Raw genomic sequence first — 21,585 nt, 5'->3', positions numbered from 1 at the left:
GCGAGTTTAGACAGCGTCAGCGAGCAACTCGTCAGCCTCACCTTAAAAGCGGCGATGGCGGGTAAGATGGGGATTATGGTGACCCACAGAGTCGATCAGCTGGACCATATGTCGTCCATCCTAGTGCTCGATAAAGGCGAGATAGTTCAGCGGGGGGATTTTGCGACGCTGTCAACTGAGGCGGGATTATTCCAAACCATGTTGCATGAAAATACTGAATCAGTAGCCGATATTGGGCTGGAATCACCCATGCCCGATAACCACAGCGATATCGCGTTAGGGACAACCGAAGGAGCCGCACAATGAAAATACTCCTTCCCTTTATCCGGTTGTTCTCCCACCAATGGTTAATGATGGCCGTTGGACTTGTGCTCACCCTAACCACACTCATGGCGGGGATTGGTTTATTGTCGCTGTCGGGCTGGTTTTTATCGGCGACGGCGGTGGCGGGATTAACGGTTATTGGCTCCCAATCCTTTAACTTTTTTACTCCCGCCGGTGGCGTGCGTTTCCTTTCTATCGCGCGAACGGCCAGTCGTTACGGTGAACGTCTCGCGACCCATGAGGCGACCTTTAAATTACTGACTGAACTCAGAGTTTGGGCGTGGCGAAAACTCTTCCCACTTAGCGCTAAAAATCTGCAAGGGCTGCGCCGCGCGGATATGCTCAATCGCCTCGTGGCGGATATAGATACGCTCGACCATCTGTATTTAAGATTGTTGACGCCGATGGCGGCTTCCTTGCTGATGACGGCGTTGTTATATCTGTTCCTCGCATGGTTTGATGCCAAGCTGGCCTTAAGTTTATGCCTGTTTTTGATTGTGGTTTGGTTGCTGCTACCTCTGCTGTTTTATCGGCTTGGGCACGAGCCAAGTCGCAATATGCTGGAGACCAAACGCCAATATCGGGTGCAGTTGCTTGAGATGCTGCAGGGCCAAGCAGAGCTGAGTCTATTTGGTGCGAATGACAGATACAGACAAAAGCTTAATGAGGCCGAGCAGGCGTTATTTGCCAGCCAAGGGGCGATGGCAAATATCACCGCCTTGAGCCAAGCCATGCTGATCCTCGCGATGGGCTCGGCACTCATCATGATGCTATTTTTAGCCGCCAATGGCGTGGGTGATGCCGTGCCTCCCGGCCCCATGTTTGCCTTGATGGTGTTTGCCACTATGGCCTGCGTCGAAATGATGATGCCAATCGCGGGCGCTTTCCAACATTTGTCGGGCTGCGTGCTGGCGGCAACACGAATTCACGAAATCACCGAGCAGGAAAGCGATATTCGTTTTAGCGAAGATTCAACGCTTAAGGCGACATCGGGCGGGCTGCAGATGACGGATATCTATTTTGGTTACCACGATAACCAAAGCATACTGCAGGGCTTATCCTTAACGGTACAGCCTGGGCAAAAGGTGGCGTTATTGGGCGCCACTGGCTGTGGCAAATCCAGTTTATTGTCCTTAATCACCCGTGAATGGCAGGCGCAGCGTGGCCAAATTTGTCTCGATGGTCAGCCGCTGACGGACTATAGCGAGGCCGCCTTAAGATCGGCGATGACAGTCGTGAGCCAGCGGATTTACCTGTACGCGGGCACACTGCGGGAGAACCTTGCCATTGCCTTGCCTGTGCCAGAAGGGCAAAAGCGTACCGCCAATGACGAGCGTTTTATCCAAGTATTACAGCAGGTTGGTTTAGGCGAATTACTTAAAGGCGACAAGCCTCTCGATATGTGGATTGGTGAGGGGGGTCGGCAGTTATCGGGCGGTGAGCAGCGCCGTATTGGCGTGGCAAGGGCATTGCTGCGTGATGCGCCTTTATTACTGTTAGATGAGCCAACCGAGGGCTTAGATAAGCGCACCGAGCGGGAAATCTTAAGTTTACTGCTTGAATTTGCAAAGGATAAAACCCTGCTAATGATCAGCCATCGATTAACGGCGATGGCCAAGATGGACCAAATTCACCTCCTCGCCGAGGGGCAAATTGTGGCATCGGGCGATCATCAGCAGTTACTTCAAACTAGCCCCGCCTATCAGGCGCTCTATCGTCGCTTAGCTTGAGTCGGGATGTCGAATGGGTGAGAAATACGCGCAGCAGGAGTGAAGCCTTTATATGAATAACCCAATGCCAGCAGACATGGCGCCAAAAGAATTGGCACTAAAAGAATTGGCAGCAAAAGAATTCGCTCCGCAAATTAACGCCCATTTTAACGGTAAGTTTGAGGTAGAGCTTAAGTATCGACTCACGGACCGTGAGGCCTTTTGGGCGCGCTTAAGTGCTAAATCACTCGAGGTGATGCTTGAGGATAATCTTGAGCATGACTGCTATTTTGATTCACCTATAGCCTCTTTAGCGGCGGAGCATAAAAGCCTGTGTATTCGCGAGATGCAGCCCTCAGGCATCATGCTGTGGATTGTGAAAGGGCCCGAAAAAGACCGCTGTGAGGCGGTTAATATCACGGATGCCAACAAGGCCAAAAGTATGCTGCGGACTTTAGGCTATCAATGTGTGCTTGAGATTAAAAAACGCCGCAGCGTGTATTTTCTTGGGGAATTTCACTTAACGCTTGATTGGCTCGAAGGCTTAGGTGACTTTGCCGAGCTTGCTATTATGACTAATGATGAAGCTAAGCTGCCAATCTATGAGGCGCAGCTCCTCGCTTTAGCCGCAGAGCTTGGGCTAGAGGAATCTCAGCGGGAGTTGTTATCTTACAGACAATTACAGATGGCTATACAAGGATAAGCGAGGCATCCCAAGTCCATTTGGGGATGAATCGATACAAGGCGCGGCGGCTTATCTTCCTAAGCGCTGCGAAAAGGCTAAGTAACGTTTGACCTCTTCTTCGGGGAATCGCAATTCTTCACCGTCTTTCACGCTGCTGAGTAGGTTTTCCCGCGCATAGCGTTTAATCGTTGCCGGACTCTTATCCAGCAACTTGCACACTTCATCCACAGTTAACAGATTATCACTCATGGCTCACTCCCATTATTGATTGGTGATTAACCCAATGAGTATAGAACAAGAATAAGACTGCGCTTTGGCTGGCACAGTCTTAGGTTGGCTGGGGACTACTTGGATTGGCGCTGGGTTTCTCGCACCTGATATTCGCTGCCTAAATGTGCCTTGGCGGCGGTAATGGCTATTACGGCGCGGGATTTAAATTCGCGGCGATACAGGGTGACCACCACAAACAGGCTAGCCAAAATAAACAGTATCGGGTGCACAAACCAGCAGAGCACGGCCATCGAAAAGTAGTACGCCCGCAGACCATAGTTATAGGAATGGGCGGCTTGGTCTTGCACTGTCGCCATTTGCCGCGCGTAGGCTTTGAGGTTGTCGTTGGCGCCTTCGATATCCATGGGGCCTGCGCCTATCATCACATTCACAAAGCCATATTGGCGCATCGACCAGGTAAATTGGAAAAATGCCATCACAAAAATGACCACTAATAACGCTAATTTAACTTGTACCAATGAATGATTTGGTGGCGTCGCATAGGGAATAGTGGCAATCACGGCCTCGAGGCGTTCAACCTGGGCAAATAAGGTTAATACCCCCGCAAGCACGAACAGCGTAGTCGAGGCAAAAAAGGCAATATTGCGTTCAAGGTTCGCTAATAACGCCGCATCGCCAACCCGCACGCCTCGAGTCATCAGCTCGAGCATCCAGTAAATTCGGTGCTTATGCAGGCCACGGGCAATACAGTCGGTATCCTTCGCCTTACGTCGGGCAAAAGCGGTATAGCCAGCCCAAGAAACGATAAACCACGTTAATGCAGAAATATCTAATAGCGAGAATGTCATAGTTGCCTTGAGAAAGTGACTTTGAGAAAGTAAAAAATCGGTTGATTGAATGGCGATTATGAAGGTTTTTATCTCTTAGGCGCAATCCCCTCATATCGCTTTCAAATCTCGCCTATTCACAATTTGAAGCCGCTCACATTGGCTTTGAAACCTCTTACTTAGTGAGACTCAGTTTTGAGGTAAATTCATGTCAGGTAAGTGAGTGAGAAGAATGTGTAGGTGTTGTGTCACGAATTTCGAATCATGGCCTGCGGCTGAGGTGAATCAACGTCGTGGGGCTTCACCCCACACCCGACCAAGGAGGACTGCTCGTCCTATCCTCCTTGGATTCTCCAAGACGCCCCTAACGGAGTTGAAAGCCCCTTGGGCATTTAGCGTTCTTATGCTATCGCGTCAGACGCTCGTCCCTGATTCGACTGACGCTATCTCGGCATCCATGCCTCGCTCACGCAACAAACGCAAATGCCCTGCGGCAACTCCGAGGGGAGGGGGAACTCTGTGATTTCAGTGCCGGACTGTTAGTCCCAAAAGAGTTATGCGTGTCCCATCTTTTGATGTGAAAAATGGCAAACTCGCTTTCCCGGATGGTTTATTTAGACGAAAGCTGATAAGTTCTTTTCAATAAAATTAGTTAACTTTTTGCGTGTGTGTACGTAATAAAATATTGGCACTTTGAAGGCAAATAAGTATCAAATTACTAAGGAATAAAAAATGGCTCAAAAGACAAATGATCAGATAATTCTTGAGCAGATAATCAAGGAACGATGTGCTGAATCTGGTGACGAACTGACCGTTTCAGAGTATTTTGAAATATATTCGGCATCAGAAATATTAAAGAATTATGATCTTAGTTACGATGATATTTCATACGGAATAGTGGGTGACGGTGGGGATGGTGGAATAGATTCAATCTATACATTTATAAATGGTGAGCCATTAAAAGAAGATACGCCAATAAATACCAATCAGAGAAAGAACCACATTGAACTGATTATAATTCAATCGAAGACTTCTGCCTCCTTTAAAGAAGATGCTGTAATCAAATTCAGGGAGTCAGCACAGGATTTATTCAACTTAGCAAATAATCCAGACGATTATGCAGCTCGCTACAACGCTGATTTGATCGATAAGGTTAAGCTTTTTAGAGATTCATATGCAAAGTTAGCAAAGACATTTCCAAAAATTGAAATACGATATTTTTATGCTACTCAAGGTGATGAGGTTCACCATAATGTGTCAGGTAAAGTGCAAAAGCTGCAGGAAGATATTGTCAAAATGTTTGGTGGGGCAGATTTTTCATTTGAGTTTATTGGAGCATCTAAACTTCTTGAGATGACAAGAAATGTGCCGTCTACTTCGAGAATACTTGAGGTTGCGGAATCACCAATTGGCACAACCGCTGGTAGTTATCTATGTCTAGTGAGTCTGTCTAAATACTACGAGTTTATATCTGATTCAGGGGCGTTGGCACGCAGCATATTCGAATCAAATGTTAGAGACTATCAAGGTAGCGTTGTAGTCAATACTGGCATACGGAAGACACTTGAAAATAGGGACTCAGAAAATTTTTGGTATTTGAATAATGGCGTAACTATTATCACTCCTAAAGCAGTAATGGCAGGAAAGCAACTTACAATTGAAGATCCTCAAATTGTTAATGGGCTGCAGACATCACATGAAATATATCAATACTTCTCGCAGTTGGGTAATCACGAGGGTGATGAAAGAGCGGTGCTTGTAAGAGTGATATGTGAAGAGGATGAAGAGGCTAGAGACAGAATCATACGAGCCACAAACAGTCAAACAGCTATTCCACCAGCCTCATTAAGAAGCTCTGATGACATCCATAGAAATATTGAAGACTTTCTTAAGTCAAACGGTTACTACTATGATAGAAAGAAAAACTTTTATAAAAATCAGGGAATGCCAGTTTCCAAGATCATAAGTATTTCTTACATGGCGCAAGCAATGATGGCTATTATGCTGTTAAAGCCAGACAGCGCAAGAGCTCGCCCTTCAACATTAATTAATTCTGATGCCGAATATAGAAGAATATTTAGCTTAGATAAGCCAATTGATATTTATCTCAAAGCAATCCAAATTATGAAGGCTGTTGAAACATATCTGAAGCCGGAAAATTGCGAGATTCAGTTAGAAAGAAAGGTCATTACGAATATCAAATTTTACGTTGCAATGGTAGCAAGTATAAAAATAGCAGGTACTTCACAAGATATTGAGAAAAAAATTTCGGAATTACCAAACGTAGATATATCTAACGAAATACTTAATAACTCACTTAAACAAGTACTTGCAGAGTTTAATGAATTGGGAGCAACTGACCAAGTTGCAAAAGGGTCAGCTCTTGTTGCTAAGATTCTGAGCTAATAAATTGCTAATTTACTGAGACACCCATTATTAAATTTTGCAACGAAAAGGCAAAATTGAGGCATGTTCAAGCTAACAGGATACTCAGTGGTTAGCAGGATTAAGCATTGACATGGAAGTGACCGTCCGTGACATGGATGTCACGGTCGAGCATTGCTGCGTGTCACTGAAATGACGGTGCTTAATCATTGATTAGATAAGTTTATCGATGCATGTATGTAAGCAAAAACGGGGCGTAACTCTTTTCGGATTAACTACCGACACCAAGACCACGAAAGTTTATAGTCGAGCCACTGATTCCTTAGCTCATTTCTCTCATTGAATTTAGGTATAAGCATTCATTACCCAATAAAAAAGCCAGACAGAGTCTGGCTTTCGTTTATCAATAAGTCTTTAGGACTTAGGCGTCGCTATCACCCAGTGACAACAGAGTCGCGTTACCACCGATGGCGGTGATGTTGTTAGTGCGTGTCTTTTCAGTCACGAAACGAGTTAAGTAGTGTGGACCACCGGCTTTTGGACCTGTGCCAGACAGACCTTGGCCGCCGAAAGGTTGTACGCCAACGACTGCGCCGATTTGGTTACGGTTGATGTACACGTTACCTACGTTAACCTTGTCAGCTACTTCGAGGGCATGGCCTTCGTTACGGCTGTGGATACCTAAGGTTAAGCCAAAGCCTGTGCTGTTGATTTCATCGATCACATGGGCAAGTTCAGATGCCTTGTAACGGATCACGTGCAGGATTGGACCAAAGTGTTCTTTTTCAAGCACTTTGATTGAATCGATTTCAACGGCAGTTGGCGACACAAAGTGGCCATTCTCGGTACCCGCTGGCAGAGACATTTGTTTGATCAACTTACCCACTTGCTTGATGTGGTCGATATGGGCGTCAAGGTTAGCCTTCGCGGTCGCATCGATAACTGGGCCCACGTCGGTTTTCACTGAACTTGGATTGCCAATCACTAGCTCATCCATCGCACCTTGGAGTACATCGATTACGCGGTCTGCAATATCTTCCTGCAGGAAGAGTACACGCAGCGCCGAGCAGCGTTGACCCGCACTGGTGAAGGATGATGACACCACATCGTTAACCACTTGTTCTGGCTGAGAAGTAGAGTCAACCACCATAGCATTTTGACCACCGGTTTCGGCGATTAACGGAATGATGGCGCCTTCACGGTTTGCGAGTGTGCGGTTGATGAGTTTGGCGGTGCCAGTTGAACCGGTAAAACATACGCCGCCGATGCGCTCATCAGCCGTCAGCGCGTTACCTACGGTCGCGCCTGTGCCGGGTAGATATTGCAGCACGTCCGTTGGAATACCCGCTTGGTGTGCGAGCTGCACTGCGCGGTAACCAATGATAGAAGTTTGCTCTGCAGGTTTAGCTACGACAGTGTTACCTGCAGCGAGGGCTGCCGATACTTGGCCTAAGAAGATAGCCAATGGGAAGTTCCATGGGCTGATACACACGAACACACCGCGACCTTGAAGGAAGAGTTCGTTTAACTCACCCGTTGGGCCTGGGAGCAGTTCAGGTTTTGACATCAGCTTCTTAGCTTGCACCGCGTAGTAGCGGCAGAAGTCTACGGCTTCACGCACTTCGTCGATACCGTCTTGAATGCTCTTGCCCGCTTCACGGGTACAAAGAGCAATCAGTTCTTCACGGTTTTCTTCTAACAGATCCGCAAGCTTTTGCAGGGCTGAGGCGCGCACTTCAACCGGAGTGCGAGTCCAAGTCGCAAACGCCGCATCGGCAGAGGCGACAGCTTGTTCGATAGCCGCTTTGTCAGCAAAGGCCACTTGACCTACGGTCTGGGTGGTATCGAATGGGCTCACCACGGTTTTGTGCTCGCCAGTTAAGGTTTGACCATTAACCAGAGGGCCCGCTTGCCACTGCGTCGATTTGAATTTGTCTAAGGCCGCGAAGAATGGCTCTGCTTCTGAAATGATGTTCATATTGAGTCCCTTGGAATTTTTGCGATCGCTACCGAAGATGTCGGTAGGTAAAACGATTTTGTTGTTAGCCAGGGTTTTGTAGCCTGTCAGGGTTTTCAGTGGGTGAACCACTAAAGACTCGATAGGGGTTTTAGGGTCGACCAGCTTGTGTACGAAGGAGGTGTTCGCACCGTTTTCCAGTAGGCGACGCACTAAGTAGGGCAGTAGATCTTTATGGGCACCGATAGGGGCGTAGATACGTACCGCTTTCGCGCCCGCTTCCGACAGAATAGTGTCGTACAGCTCTTGTCCCATGCCGTGTAGGCGTTGGAATTCGTGGTTACGATCGCCCGCCATATCAGAAATCGCGGCAACCGTTTGCGCGTTGTGGCTTGCAAATTGTGGGTAAATCGCGCCGCGGGTGGCGTCAGATAACAGGTAACGCGCACAGGCTAAGTAAGATACGTCGGTACCAGCTTTGCGGGTGTAGAGTGGGTATGCAGCTTCACCAGCTTGTTGTGCCCATTTCAGCTCGCTATCCCAGTAAGCGCCTTTCACTAAGCGAACCGGAATTTCATCGCCTTGCTCTTTCGCTAGGCGGGTTAACCATACCAGCACAGGCAGGGCGCGCTTAGAGTAAGCTTGCACTACGATACCGAGTAAGCCCCAACCCTTAGTGGCCTCAGAATTAAACAGTTTTTGGAACAGTTTGAGCGACAGTTCGAGGCGGTCAACTTCTTCGGCGTCGATAGAAATACCGATATTTAAGCCACGGGCTAACTTAATTAAGCGAATAACTGTGTCATACAGCTCGGTCAGTACACGGTCTTCGTTAGCGACTTCGTAACGTGGGTGCAGTGCCGACAGCTTGATAGAAATCGTTGGGCGTGGAGATTCGTTTTCGTTATAGCTTTGTGCTCCTAACTCGGTAATCGCATTGGCATAATCGTTAAAGTATTTTTCGGCATCTTTACGCGTCAACGCGGCTTCACCCAGCATGTCGTAGGAGTGGGTGTAACCTAATTTACGCTTGTCTTCGCTGTTCTTGAGTGCTTCTTTCATGGTGCGGCCGAGAACGAACTGCTTACCCATGATCTTCATCGCCGCCATCATGGCTTGGCGGATCACAGGCTCACCTAAACGATTCACTAAACGGCTTAACAGGTTGCTTGGCGTACCATCGATTTTTTTATCGAGTTTGACGATTTTGCCAGTGAGCATTAGGCCCCAAGTGGAGGCGTTAACCAGTACCGAATCGCTCTTGCTTAAGTGTTCATCCCACTTCGCGCCTGAGAGCTTATCTTCAATCAAGGCGTCGGCAGTGGCCGCATCGGGAATACGCAGCAGGGCTTCGGCTAAACACATCAGGATAATCCCTTCCTGTGTTTCTAAGCTGTATTGCTGCAGGAAGGCGTCGATGCCAACCATTAAACCTTTCTTATCGAATTGACGAACTTTGTTGACTAGTTCGTGGGCACGACGAGTGACGCGCTCGATGGCTTCATCACTGGAGGGCACTAGTTTGATTAGCTCTGACAAGTATTGTTCTTCATCGACAATGTAGTTGTCGGTGACGGCTTTGAACAGTTCGTCGAGATTGGCAGAATCGTAGCGGCCTGCCAGCACTTCACTCGCTTTGAACATAGTACTCGCTTCCATCTTGGCCAGTTGTTTTCGGCTCTATTGTTGAAACAAAAATGGGGGGCGCGAAACGCATTTGATATTTTGTATACAATATGAAGCTTTGCGCGCGCAGATTATACAACCAAAATGTGACGGACAACACTATAGCGTGAAAGAATGTGAAGATTGTTTGATTAGCTTGTTACGCGCCAGATGTAACGCTCAATTGACAAAAAAGCCAGTGTTTGAAAACACTGGCTTTTGATTTTACTTTCAGGTGATTGGCGTAAAAATTTACATCCAACGCTTTTTATTGCGGCGCTGCGGTCTCGGCAGATACACCAAAATCACCCCCACCACTAAACCGGCTGCGGCTATCAAACCACCTTCACGCCATAGGGCGAATTGCGCTTCTTGAGCGCTGCGATCCACGGCCACTTTCAAACTGTCACGTTCTTGGGTGGTTTTGTTAAGCATAGCTTCGGCTTCAGTCAGCTTGGCTTTAAGCTCGGCCACTTCATCGGCATGGTTATCGGTTGAACTCATCACTTCGTCCAGTTTAGCTTTGGCTTCAGTTAGTTCACTAGTGAGTGACGATACTTGCTCGCGAAAACTGGTGGTAGAACTAATCATGTTAGTCGGTACCCAGCCTTCGCGACCCTTGTGGTCGACAATTTTCGAGTAATCGCCTTGGGTTTCGCCCAGTAACGTAATAGGTTGTCCCGCTTCAATTGAGCCTAAGATACGGTAGTCTGTACTCGGGCCATTGAGAATATAAAGAAACACGTTATCCGAGATATAGCGGGGTTGGCCTTCGGCCAGCAGGTTGGGGGAGAGTAACATCATTCCCACCAGAGTCAGCATTCTTAACACTTTTGTATTCTCATCAACGAAATAGTGACCACATGCTAGGGATTTGAGGCCTGCAATGCAAGAGGGAAGTCATAGACTTCCCTCAACTTTGCCGCATCCATGCTAGCGATTCCTGTGTGTTTTGTGCGTTTCTACGGCAAGCTTGCCATAGTCACCTTGGGCTTCTTAGTTAAAGATACCTTTAATCATAAAGAAGAAGATGATCGACAGACCCGCACCCGCAGGTAAGGTTACCACCCAAGACACAACGATGTTACGCACTACACCAATATTGATTGCCGCAATACCTCGGGCCATACCCACACCTAATACCGCACCGACTAAGGTTTGGGTAGTAGAGATAGGTAAACCAGTACCAGAAGCAATAACTACAGTAGAGGCTGCGGCTAATTCGGCAGCAAAACCACGGCTTGGGGTTAAGTGAGTGATGTTTTTTCCAATGGTTTGCATCACACGCTGACCGAAAATCGCCAGACCCATCACGATACCCACGGCACCTAAAGGCAGGATCCACCAAACTAACGCTGACTTAGATGCAATTTGACCACCACTGTTAACCACAGACACGACCGCAGCTAATGGACCAATCGCGTTAGCTACGTCGTTTGAACCGTGGGCGAACGCCATACAACAGGCGGTCAGCACCATCAGGATGGCAAACACTTTTTCAACGTTAGCGTACATTGTTTTGTGTGTGGCATTCTCATCCATTTTTAAACGAGAAATAAATACTTTACCTATGATACCCACAATCAGTGCAATCACACCCGCCAGCATATAAGCTTCGGCGCCTTTTAAATGAATGCCAACGTGTGATAAACCCTTAAGGATCGTTACTAATGACATCATAAAGCCCGCAAATGCCATGTAGAAAGGCACATAGCGTTTCGCGTTAGCGAGTGGGTTATCAGTGTTGAAAATCAGTTTTTGTGTGCTTTGGAACAGAATGAAAGCCATAAAGCCAGAGATTGCAGGGGTAATGACCCAAGAGCCAACGATACCACCTACTTTTTCCCAAGCGACAGACTCAGTGCCTACACCCACAGCCGCAAAGCCGATAATCGCGCCCACGATAGAGTGAGTGGTCGATACTGGCCAGCCTAAGGCTGATGCGACAACTAACCAAATCCCTGCGGCTAACAGCGAGCCAATCATGCCGTATACCAGCAATTCCGGGGTTTGGGTAAAATAACTTGAATCAATAATACCGTTACGGATTGTACTGGTCACTTCGCCGCCGGCCAAAAAAGCACCTGCAAATTCGAAGATCATAGCGATAATAATCGCTTGCTTAATCGTAATGGCGTTAGAACCAACAGAGGTACCCATCGCATTGGCCACATCGTTTGCACCAATGCCCCACGCCATTAGAAAACCAAACACAGCCGCAATGGCAATAAGCCACGGCCCATTAGTGGCTAAGACGTTAGCCACCTCCATACCTGCATCAACCATATTGATACCTTGATAACCTTATTTATTAAACGCGAGCCAGCATAAGCTCAAGACGCGAACCGACTCGTTCGGCAAGATCTGCAAGACCGCCGACCCATTCAATCGTTTTATAGAGGAACATCACATCGACAGGATTCAATTCTGATTCCAATGCAAATAGTTGACGACGTAATTGAATTTGCAGATCGTCAGTATCTTCTTCGATGATATCGAGTTCGTTGATCATTTTAGCCACTAAGTCGACTTCACGACCGCGGAAACCTGCTTCAAGCAAATCTTCGAGTTCGTTAATGACTTGTTTTGCAAGACCTACTGCGTCGATACAACGTTGTAGATACGCAATGAAAGGCACTTGCATGACCTGAGGGATTAATAATTGACGGCCGATAACACGACCAGAGATATCTTTTGCTTTGTTAGCGATTTTGTCTTGTTGAGTGAGGAGTTCCAATAGATCTGTACGCTCAACTGGCATAAACAAACCGCTTGGCAGAGTGAGGCGAATTTCACGCTTGAGTGAGTCACCTTGCTTTTCCGCTAAACTGATTTGCTTGCGTAGTTGAACTGCGCCATCCCAGTTACCTGTGATGGTGGCTTCGAAAAAGGGGACCAGTAACGATGCGCAATCGTAGACTTTGTCCATGTGCTCTTGAAGAGGCTTGATTGGCGATTTTGCAAACACGCCCAAAATAGAGTTTACTGGCATTGCCGTTTACCTATTTAGATTGTTCCATGATTGGAAAAAGCGGGCGCATGTTACCCTATGCGTCCGCGTATTGAAACTGTGTTTTTTGAGAAAAAATCACAGCTTTATTCTAACGGGTTATATACCAACTTCAAAACCAAATCCTACGGGATTTTTATGACACATTTGTGACATTATGAACTAAAAGTGACGCATCAATGAATCTTTGATGACAAAATGAGCGGTGCCGCAATGAATGCAGAGATAGAATTAAAACTGTTTTTCCTCCCTAAGTTTCAAGAATCCTTGATAAATAAGTTAGATAGCCTGCCAAACGCCACTCCGCAGGGAAAGCGTCGCTTAAGCAACGGTTACTTTGATACACCCAGATTACAATTACGCCAATGGGACATGGGGTTAAGGGTGCGCGGGTTTGATGGTCACAAAGAGCAGACAATTAAGACGGCGGGGCAAGTGGTGGGCGGGATCCATTCTCGTCCCGAATATAATGTCACCATTGAAGCCGATAGCCCTGATTTAAGCCTCTTTCCCGCTAGTATTTGGCCTGTAAATGCCAATTTAGCTGCAGTGCAGGCGGAGCTCGGCTGCGTATTTCACACCGACTTTTATCGCCGCGCCTGGCATGTGAGCCTAGGGGATAGCCTTATCGAGGTTGCCTTGGATACGGGAGAAATTACCGCCAATGGCGAGCATGAAACACTCTGCGAACTCGAATTTGAGCTATTAACAGGAGATGCCTGCGCATTATTAACACTGGCGGCTCAGGTGGCGAGTACGATTCCGGTGCGCTTAGGCAAAGCCAGTAAGGCGCAGCGAGGCTATCGACTCGCTGGGCAATCTAAGCCGTTAACCTTAAGTGCACTCGAGTTTTTGCCACTGCCCGTACCAGAGGATCTCAACCTTCATCAGCCTCACCAACAGGACTTAACCGCCACTTGCCAAGTATTACTGGAAACGGCGCTCGAACGTTGGCAGTTGCTCGAAGCCATGATTGCCGAAGAGCAAGATAGCGAAACCGTGATTGCCCTTTGGTGGCGTATGCGCGCCTGTATACGTTTACTACGTATGACTCTGAGCCAGTTTGGTCTCGCCAATGCTACTTTGATGCGGCACTTTAATTTGATTGAATCGCAACTTACGTTTATCGAAGAGGCACAGGCCCTCGCAGCCTTGCTCGGTAGTCAAAAGGGCTTATTGGCTCGGCACGACGCCCGTCAAGCTTTGATGCAACAACTACAGCTGCAATTTGAGGCCATGGATATCTCTGGGCGATTAGACTCACTCTGGCAAAGTATTGAATACGGTCAAGTGCAGTTAGCGATTGTCGAGATCCTATTGGCGCTCAGCGCGGGAAACATCGAACTGCCCGCAGAGCTTGGGTTATCCCAGCATGCTGATCATGCGCAGGAAGCCTCATGGCAGGCGGTACTCTCGGCCATGCCTAGCGATAAGACCATGACAGCCGAGGATTATTTACAGTGCGCGGCGTTACTGGATGAGAGTATTCAAGTAGGACAAGCGTATGGGCTTTTGTATGAGGCAAAATCCCGCGATGCCTTTAGGGCACCTTGGCAGGATTTAGTGTTAGGGATTAGAACCTTAGCTTGTTATCAGCAATTGACGCTGGCGGTGCAAACCCTTGGCATCGACTTAAGCGACTGGCTTGAGGCGAAGCAGCAAAGCTTACTCTTTGCGATGGAGGCGTCGAGACAAAACGCGATGACGCAAACGACCTATTGGTAACACTGAATGGAGGTTAGGAGGTAGCTCCTAACCTTTTTTCGCTTCTATAGCTTGTTTTAACTCGGTAATTTTTGCCAACATCTGCGCCTGATTTTGTTCCATCTGCCGCTGATTTTCTTCCATTCTGGCAAGTGCCATTTCAAGTTCGGTTTTAATTTCAGCCTTATGGGCGTCCTGTCGTTCTTGGCGCTCGCTCTCATCGGGGGTGACAAATACTGATGCCATATAACCCGAAATCACCCCGAAAAAGCTCACGCCACTGACAATGACGATCCCACCCACAATATGTCCTGCGGTGCTGACGGGATAGTAATCCCCATAACCCACGGTCGAAATCGTCACTAAGGCCCACCAAATAGCCTGCTCGGCGGTTTGAATGTTAGCACCTTCGGTACCGCTTTCGACGATCAGAATGATGATAGAAGCGAAGGTTAAAATGGTCACCATAGCCACAAGCAAGCTAGCGAGAGTGGCTTGTTTGCGCTGCTTTATCAACGGGATAAGGAAAGAACGGCTCATGCGGATTAAACGGATCACCCGCAGAATTTGGAACACCCTCGCGATACGCAGTGCCTCGATGGCGGGAATACTGGCGATGAAATCGATCCAATGATGGCGCAGATAAAAGAGTCTATCCCGCGATCGGAACAAGCCAACGAAAAAGTTGACCATAAAAATCATGCAAATCGTGGTATCGATAAAAAAAAGTAAACGATAGGTTTCTTTGTCGAGGCGGCCAAAGGTCATCACCAGCACTATGATGACCGACAATAACGATAGCAGCATCATAGCGAATTCGAAGGGAGATGGATTCCCCAGAGAACGGAGCGACCAAGGGGTTTTATCTGTCATGCCTAACATGATCCCTGTGTTTTAAGGCGAATGTCTAAGGTAAAAGAGTTTACGCTATGAGTAAATTAACTTTGTGATAAATCGCCCGACTTAGGTGTGTCAGGCGCTTTAATGGCTTAAATGGGAGTCGACCGATTAATCTTCAGCGACAAAGCGTACTAGATCTTCTAGCACTCGACGTTTAATTTCAAGCTGTGCATCTGCACTAAGACCATATTTTTCAGCGAGTTGTACATAATCATCGGCGTTAAGTGAGACGGTTAAGCGGGGGCGAGTCGGACGTTTTGAAACACTTAGGCCTAAAATGGTACGGATCTGATCGGAAGGGCTGACACCCGCATCGAGCGCGGCTTTACGAATAGAATATTGAAACTTTTCATCGAGATCGAAGGCCACTTGCGTCGCTTTTGCGGCTTGCTGGTTCTTTTGCCATTGCTCTGGGAGAGGGTGTTTCGTTTTACTCATTAGGCGTTACCTGTTGCTATCAACCGTACATTTCGAGCGAATTTAATTGGGATTGTAATGGCTTAGCGATAAAGTGCGAGTCGCACACTTTATCGTATGCCAACGCTTACTGACCGGGCCAGTAGTCGCGAATGTCCGACAAGGGGCGGTATAAGGTCAGTACCACATCGGTATCGCCACCCTCATACACTTCGACTTCTACCGCGCGGCTTTCGTCATCATCGAGCAGTAAATAATATTCGAAGGGCTCGCCGGTTGCACCATTGGCATCCTGCGGTGGTTTTAGGCCGCGGTAGTCTTCGCGGTGAAAATAGCCAAACAGCGCAAAGGTCACTTGATGGTATTGCTTACCCAGCCATTGTTCGAGTTGCTCGGCTAGCAGTGGCGATAACTCTTGGGTGGTGAGTTCGGCGTGGCCTGGTTCATCGAACAGGGTACTGAATTGCTCTAAATCGAATAACTGTTCCACCTGTGCGCGGGTAATTTTAAGGGAGAAGGCGAGGTAAGTTTCATCGTCTTCTTCAAGACTCAAAAATAGCGTCTCGCTACCATGACCTTTTAGCACCCACTCGGTTTGCTGATTGCGTTCATACTCATAGGTATTCACCGCTTCGACTTTCAGTTGTTGACCGCGCAATTGTGGCGGCAGAGCAAAACTATTGTCGATGGAGATCATATCGCCGATCTTGAGCGCAGAGGGATGATTGAGTTCACGCGCTGGCGGCGCCTTTTTACCAAAAATACTGTTAAAAAATCCCATATTCGCTCCTAAACAGTGCGCACCATGCCAAAGCTCACCCCATGAGTGGCTGATTGGACATATCCGCGTGTCTAAAACAAAAAAGCCGAGCACAATAGGGGGTGATGGTCCCATCGGTGCTCGGCGTTTGGTCAATCATGAATTAGCTTTTACGTGCCTTGATACGTTCTAGCACGGCGTTAGCATTCGATTTTTGTTCACCAATGCCTGCCTCGGCTAATTTGGCCTGCAATGATTTATCGCTGCCTTCTTCGGCTAAGGTTTCTGCGGCTTTCAATCTGTCGTCAAACTGTTGTTGACGCGCCTTGATACGCTCTAATGAATCTTTGGCATTGAGCAGCTTAGAGTTGCTTGAGGCAAAAGAGTCGGTAATGGTCGCCGTCGCCTTTTGTACGCTTTCGGTGGTTTTAACCATGCTTAACTGGCGTTGATAATCAGACAGTTGACGCTCGGTTTTCTTCACTAAATCTTTCAGACGTACTGCATGGGCGCTGAAGCTATCATTGGCGCTTTGCTGCTCAGCTAGCTCTTGTTCTAATTGAGCAATTTTTTCAGCCACTTCAATGGCTAAGGCTTCGTTGCCTTTATCTAAAGCTTGCGTTGCATAGCCTTCGTGTTCGGCAATTGAGCGCTTTAAGCGGTCAACTTCACGGCTGGCTTGCATTTCTTTTGCCATCACGTCGGTCAGTTCGCGCTTAGCGTTGGTTAAGTGTTTCTCGGCATCACGGATTTCCTGTTCGAAAATACGGGTTGAGTTTGCGTCTACGATGCTTTGGCCAACTTCGGTGGCTCCACCGCGAAACGCTGTTAAAATTTTGTTCAGAATGCCCATAATTGTGGCTCCTTATTTCAGATAGTCGACCATTTCATCGATAACTTCTAAGCAGTTATCGGATAAGACTGCTAACTCTTGCTCGATTTCGAGCATGCTAGATTGCAGAGAGAGCGCGCCGTAAACCACGTATTTGTCATCAATTTTGGCAAAGGCTGACAGTGGCATTGGAATGTTTAATTCGAGCATGGTTTCAAACATTTCGCTGCGACGTTCTTGGTTTACTTCGTTCTCGCCCCACAGGTAACTGATGCAGAGAATTTGGTTGTCCGTAACCGATACGAATACCGGGATTTCTTCACGGCCGACCACATTTACTTGCAACACTTCGACTTCACCATCAATTGGATAGCAATCGAATTGGAAGCCGGTCTGGCTGTTATTGCCAAGGCTGTTGAGGTGATTAGCAAGAGTATGGATATTCATATTTGTCCTTATTGACATATTATGTCTGTGTTCAAAGATAGCACCGAGACATAATATGTCAAGCACTATCTTTATCCGTTAAAAAAGATCCAGTCCTTGGGTTTCGGACCATGCCTGTTGATGATAATGGTACAACTGTAACGAACCCAGTTCGTTAGGCTTAATACTTGCGGCGTCCTGATAAAAATTGGCTGGAAATTCAAAGGCTCCTTTGACTAAACCTAAGGTTAACCAGTCATCCGCTATCGGTAGTGTTGTCAGCTCGCCTAGGCGATGCTGAGCATCCTTTCCAGATAGAGTGGCAATGCTCCAGCCCCATTCTCCAAAGCTTGGGACATTATGGTGATACTGTTTCACGTCAAATCCCGCTAATACCAAGGTTTTTGCTACCGAGATAAAGGCCTTTTGCGCGTGATAGGGCGAGGTTGACTGTACTGTCAGAGCGCCATCACCGCTCATTAGTTCCTTGAGCTTGCGATAGAAATAATCCGAGTAAAGCTTATTTAAATCGGGATGGCTAGGATCGGGCAAGTCCACAATAATCGCATCGTATTTGTCCCCTGCGGCAATCAGTTTATCGACACCATTAAAGGCATCGTCGTGGATCACCTTAACGCGAGGATCGTTAAAGGCATTGCCATTGAGGGCTAACAGGGCTTGGCTTAGACGCTTAGGCATATCCGTATCGGGCGTTTTAAAGAGTTGCACCAATGCGGCATCAAGATCGAGCAAGGTCACTTGCTCAGGCTCCCAACGCAGCACTTGCTTTAGGCCCAGTCCATCACCACCACCAATGATTAATACCTTGTTGTGGCGAGCGCTGGCCGCAAGCGTTGGGTGAACTAAAAACGCATGGTAGATATGCTCATCGATACTCGAAAACTGTAATCGGCCATTGATATACAAAGAGTATATGGGGGAGAGGCCATTGCCACGTAAGCGCTCGGTAAAGGTGAGTTGTTGAAAACGCGTGGCCTTAGCGTAAACCACTTTGTCTTTATAGAGCAGATTGTTGAACTGCTTCTCCCAACTCGGCCCCTGAATGGCGAGCAATAATAATACACCCGTGACCACAAAATGCCCTGCGAGCAATAATTTTGCTCTTTGGATCTTGGGCCAAAAACGCCAGATAAACACAAAGCCTGCTAGCAAGTTAAAGCTGGCGGTCAGCGCGGCGGCGAGTTGAATATCGATGGCCAGCATAAAGCCGACCCAAATGGCCGCACCAATGCCTGCGCCAATGTAGTCGGCGCCATAAATGGTGCCGGCATTATGCAGTAAGTGTTCATCAGACAGGGATTGCCTAACTCTCGCGATTAGCGGAATTTCCATCCCGATCATCAAGCCGAGCAAAACGCCCCAGACATAGGGCAGATGTTCGCTCAGCTTTTGCAGCGAGCCAATCATGCCACCTTCGGGCAGTTGATCCGGTGGTAAACCTAAGGTGGAGGCGATAAGCATCGGTAGTTGCTGACCAAAACCTATCACGGCAGCTGTAATTAAAATCGCCAGTGAACCGCAGAGTGCGACCGTGAGTTCGAGCACCACAAAGCCGGTAAACGCATCTTTAATTTTGCGTGCGGCAAAGGCACCAAGGCCCATGGAGACGATCATCAGGCCAATCATAGTGTAAATGGCGGCCTCTAGGGCGCCTAAGATCCGGCCAGCGTAGTGGGACAACAGGTATTCGTAGATCAGGCCGCACCCAGCAAGTACGGCCATAATGCCCAATAGTAGGACATCATCGAACCAGCTCAGGCGACTCGTTTTTACCGTTTGAGTCGCCGAGCTGGTTTTTTGGGATTCGTGCATTGGATTACGCCATTAGGGCCGTGAGAATAAGTGCGATAGCAATACTGATGGCCATTTCTACGGCAGCGATACCAATGTTGTGCTGTCTTTCAACTTCATCCGCTAAATCGATTCGTGCCAGCACTAGCTTTTTGATCACAAACAGCAGCAGTGTCAGTACCACCAACATGATGATGGAGAAGACTAACCAGCCGATGATGTTAGTCACATAGGCGGTTGGGTTGAACAAGATAAAATGACTCGCGGCATTAAAGCTTAACGCCATGGCGATCATAAAGCCTGCGTGGCGAATGGCTAATGCCGTGTGGCCTTGGGCGAGTGCTTGCTGCATGGAAGAGTCTTGATTACGACTCGCGAAGCGTTTTTCGCGTAGACGGGTGAGTAGCACTAGCATCAACTGCGAAATCGCAAAGGCGCTGAAGATGGCAATAAAGGTGTCGAGTGTTAAATCCTCGGCCCATAGCAGGACGGCTCGAATAATGATCGCGGTAGCGATGGCAGCGCTCGCATCCACAATGGCGACAGACACGTTGCCTTTAAGGATTTGCTGGTTCTTATCTAATTCATTTAGCGCGATTTTGTCGTGTAAAAAACGTCCGAGTTTAATCAGCACTAAACCAAATAACCCGTAGGCGCTCATGCCGATAGCTTCGGTTAAATAGGAGGGGGCAGCAGCGCCAGTAATAGCACCGGTCAGCACTATGCCGAGTGCGGCAACAGCGCCGGCGGTGCTGATCCCAAAGGCAAAGTTATCGCGTTCGGCCAGCTCTTTACTGCTGTTGACTCTTACGCTCCAACCCTGCAAATAACGCATTAATGTCAATAAGATAACCGCAATAGTGAGGTCAATTGCCAGTATAGTGACTAGCTCTGGTGTGATACCGAAATCCTGAAATAATGTCATGGGAGATCCTTTAGTTTACTTGCCTCGGCGCACACTGCGGGTCGTGCGGTTGCTGGAATTACGGAAGCTACTGTCTTTAGAATAATTTGAGCGGAATTTACTGCCAGACTGCGCGCTCGACTTATTCGCTGTGGTATTGGTTTTAGGCGCGCTGCTGCTCTCACGGGAGAGAGCCGTGGCACCCGTGCGCGATTTTGAATAGGGGCTGTCGAAGCGTTTCCCTTGAGAATCGAAACGTTTTTTAGTCTGCTCGAAGGTTTTTTCCTGCGCCTGTGCTTGTTTTGGCGAAGTGTAGCGATAGCGACCTACGTCGTTGTAATAGCTGTACCCACGGTTACCCGACCAACGGTCGTAATAAATGGGACGCTGGAAAATATTGGAAAACATCGAATACATGCCGTACCAAGCCCAGAAAGACATGCCACTAGAGTCCGTTTGCCAGCTACCATAGGCAGGGTTACCCACTAGTTGGCTACCAGGGCCAAAATCTTCGGCATTATTGGCAAGGGCCGCCGCTTCACGGCTAATCGCATTGACGCGAGCAAGCTTACCCTCCGACATATCGGCAATCACGTTCACCGGATCGGAAAGCATGTCGTTATACAGGCTGGGATCGGCCGCTTGATAAAGGTTCTCAACCTCGGCGAGTTGCTGGTCGAGATCGGTAAAGTTGGCCGAGTTTTTGGCATCAGCTAAGCGGCGCTTCAGCGAGGTATACATTGGCCCTTCGGCGGTTGCATCCTTGGCTAATTCATCCACTAATGGCGCGAAATCGGGCTTTTGTTGTTTGAGCAAACTGCTGTATTGCTTGAGCAGATTGGCGTTACGTATCTGACCGTCCTCGAGCATGGTATTGAGTGTCGAGAGGCGCTGCTGCGTGAGCTGTTGATACTTCTCAATTTTCTCAGGCCTGTCATCGCCACAACCCGTAAGCGATAGGGTCGCTGCCAAAATGAGCATCGACGTGAGAACCCGCATTAGCATTCCTGCCATGTTTTCTCCAAAAGTGTTGAAAT

18 protein-coding genes and 1 pseudogene are annotated in these 21,585 nt (G+C 47.9%); 5 read left to right on the top strand and 14 right to left on the bottom strand.

Annotation, left to right across the window (positions count from 1 at the left end):
• The 3 genes and pseudogenes from ACK5NH_RS06225 to cyaB all read left to right on the top strand — a co-directional run.
• Window positions 1-306 (top strand): annotated as a pseudogene (locus ACK5NH_RS06225) (cysteine/glutathione ABC transporter permease/ATP-binding protein CydD); the annotation flags it as partial.
• Window positions 303-2,054, top strand: coding sequence for a heme ABC transporter ATP-binding protein/permease CydC (gene cydC / locus ACK5NH_RS06220; RefSeq protein ID WP_416918390.1), 1,752 nt, complete (start codon window positions 303-305; stop codon window positions 2,052-2,054). The pseudogene ACK5NH_RS06225 and the gene cydC, both read left to right, overlap by 4 nt.
• A gap of 76 nt (window positions 2,055-2,130) precedes the next feature.
• On the top strand, window positions 2,131-2,736 hold the full coding sequence (gene cyaB, locus ACK5NH_RS06215; RefSeq protein WP_416918402.1) for a class IV adenylate cyclase: 606 nt from the start codon (window positions 2,131-2,133) through the stop codon (window positions 2,734-2,736).
• Between the two features lie 51 nt (window positions 2,737-2,787).
• On the opposite strand, the gene ACK5NH_RS06210 is transcribed toward cyaB, so the two are convergent.
• On the bottom strand, window positions 2,788-2,967 hold the full coding sequence (locus tag ACK5NH_RS06210; protein ID WP_011623867.1) for a helix-turn-helix domain-containing protein: 180 nt from the start codon (window positions 2,965-2,967) through the stop codon (window positions 2,788-2,790).
• A gap of 95 nt (window positions 2,968-3,062) precedes the next feature.
• Complete coding sequence (locus ACK5NH_RS06205) at window positions 3,063-3,797, bottom strand: DUF599 domain-containing protein (RefSeq protein WP_416918388.1); 735 nt, start codon at window positions 3,795-3,797, stop codon at window positions 3,063-3,065.
• A gap of 711 nt (window positions 3,798-4,508) precedes the next feature.
• Between ACK5NH_RS06205 and ACK5NH_RS06200 the strand changes: the two genes are divergently transcribed.
• Entirely contained in the window at window positions 4,509-6,182 is a 1,674-nt protein-coding gene (locus tag ACK5NH_RS06200) for an AIPR family protein (protein WP_416918386.1), read from the top strand.
• 400 nt (window positions 6,183-6,582) lie between these two features.
• Here ACK5NH_RS06200 and putA read toward each other — a convergent pair whose 3' ends face one another.
• From putA to ACK5NH_RS06180, 4 genes are all read right to left on the bottom strand, one after another.
• Window positions 6,583-9,777, bottom strand: a complete 3,195-nt coding sequence (gene putA / locus ACK5NH_RS06195; RefSeq protein ID WP_416918384.1) for a bifunctional proline dehydrogenase/L-glutamate gamma-semialdehyde dehydrogenase PutA — start codon at window positions 9,775-9,777, stop codon at window positions 6,583-6,585.
• A gap of 258 nt (window positions 9,778-10,035) precedes the next feature.
• Window positions 10,036-10,584: a TIGR04211 family SH3 domain-containing protein gene (locus tag ACK5NH_RS06190; protein WP_416918400.1), complete on the bottom strand. Its 549-nt coding sequence runs from the start codon at window positions 10,582-10,584 to the stop codon at window positions 10,036-10,038.
• 195 nt (window positions 10,585-10,779) lie between these two features.
• Window positions 10,780-12,069, bottom strand: coding sequence for an inorganic phosphate transporter (locus ACK5NH_RS06185; protein ID WP_416918382.1), 1,290 nt, complete (start codon window positions 12,067-12,069; stop codon window positions 10,780-10,782).
• Window positions 12,070-12,094: 25 nt separating this feature from the next.
• Complete coding sequence (locus ACK5NH_RS06180; RefSeq protein WP_011623862.1) at window positions 12,095-12,775, bottom strand: TIGR00153 family protein; 681 nt, start codon at window positions 12,773-12,775, stop codon at window positions 12,095-12,097.
• 231 nt (window positions 12,776-13,006) lie between these two features.
• Here ACK5NH_RS06180 and ACK5NH_RS06175 point away from each other — a divergent pair, with 231 nt between their 5' ends.
• A complete protein-coding gene (locus ACK5NH_RS06175; protein ID WP_416918380.1) occupies window positions 13,007-14,518 on the top strand; it encodes an inorganic triphosphatase in 1,512 nt (503 codons plus the stop codon).
• 27 nt (window positions 14,519-14,545) lie between these two features.
• Here the strand turns inward: ACK5NH_RS06175 and ACK5NH_RS06170 are convergent, their stop codons facing one another.
• From ACK5NH_RS06170 to ACK5NH_RS06135, 8 genes are all read right to left on the bottom strand, one after another.
• Window positions 14,546-15,370: an ion transporter gene (locus ACK5NH_RS06170; RefSeq protein WP_416918378.1), complete on the bottom strand. Its 825-nt coding sequence runs from the start codon at window positions 15,368-15,370 to the stop codon at window positions 14,546-14,548.
• Window positions 15,371-15,505: 135 nt separating this feature from the next.
• Window positions 15,506-15,835 carry a hypothetical protein gene (locus ACK5NH_RS06165; protein ID WP_011623859.1) on the bottom strand — a complete coding sequence of 110 codons (330 nt, stop codon included), beginning with the start codon at window positions 15,833-15,835 and terminating at the stop codon, window positions 15,506-15,508.
• Between the two features lie 106 nt (window positions 15,836-15,941).
• Window positions 15,942-16,595 (bottom strand): hypothetical protein, encoded by a 654-nt coding sequence (locus tag ACK5NH_RS06160; RefSeq protein ID WP_416918376.1) that lies wholly within the window; start codon window positions 16,593-16,595, stop codon window positions 15,942-15,944.
• 142 nt (window positions 16,596-16,737) lie between these two features.
• Window positions 16,738-17,427 carry a PspA/IM30 family protein gene (locus ACK5NH_RS06155; protein ID WP_374911325.1) on the bottom strand — a complete coding sequence of 230 codons (690 nt, stop codon included), beginning with the start codon at window positions 17,425-17,427 and terminating at the stop codon, window positions 16,738-16,740.
• Window positions 17,428-17,439: 12 nt separating this feature from the next.
• On the bottom strand, window positions 17,440-17,853 hold the full coding sequence (locus ACK5NH_RS06150) for a YjfI family protein (RefSeq protein ID WP_007645549.1): 414 nt from the start codon (window positions 17,851-17,853) through the stop codon (window positions 17,440-17,442).
• Between the two features lie 78 nt (window positions 17,854-17,931).
• Window positions 17,932-19,665: a polyamine aminopropyltransferase gene (locus tag ACK5NH_RS06145; RefSeq protein ID WP_416918373.1), complete on the bottom strand. Its 1,734-nt coding sequence runs from the start codon at window positions 19,663-19,665 to the stop codon at window positions 17,932-17,934.
• 4 nt (window positions 19,666-19,669) lie between these two features.
• On the bottom strand, window positions 19,670-20,569 hold the full coding sequence (locus tag ACK5NH_RS06140; protein WP_011623854.1) for a DUF350 domain-containing protein: 900 nt from the start codon (window positions 20,567-20,569) through the stop codon (window positions 19,670-19,672).
• A 15-nt stretch (window positions 20,570-20,584) separates the two neighbouring features.
• Window positions 20,585-21,562 carry a hypothetical protein gene (locus ACK5NH_RS06135; protein WP_416918371.1) on the bottom strand — a complete coding sequence of 326 codons (978 nt, stop codon included), beginning with the start codon at window positions 21,560-21,562 and terminating at the stop codon, window positions 20,585-20,587.
• Between the last annotated feature and the right edge of the window lie 23 nt (window positions 21,563-21,585).

Origin of the sequence: Shewanella sp., from assembly GCF_047975355.1 — a bacterium.
Lineage (GTDB): Bacteria > Pseudomonadota > Gammaproteobacteria > Enterobacterales > Shewanellaceae > Shewanella.
This window is presented reverse-complemented; position numbering and strand designations above follow the sequence as displayed.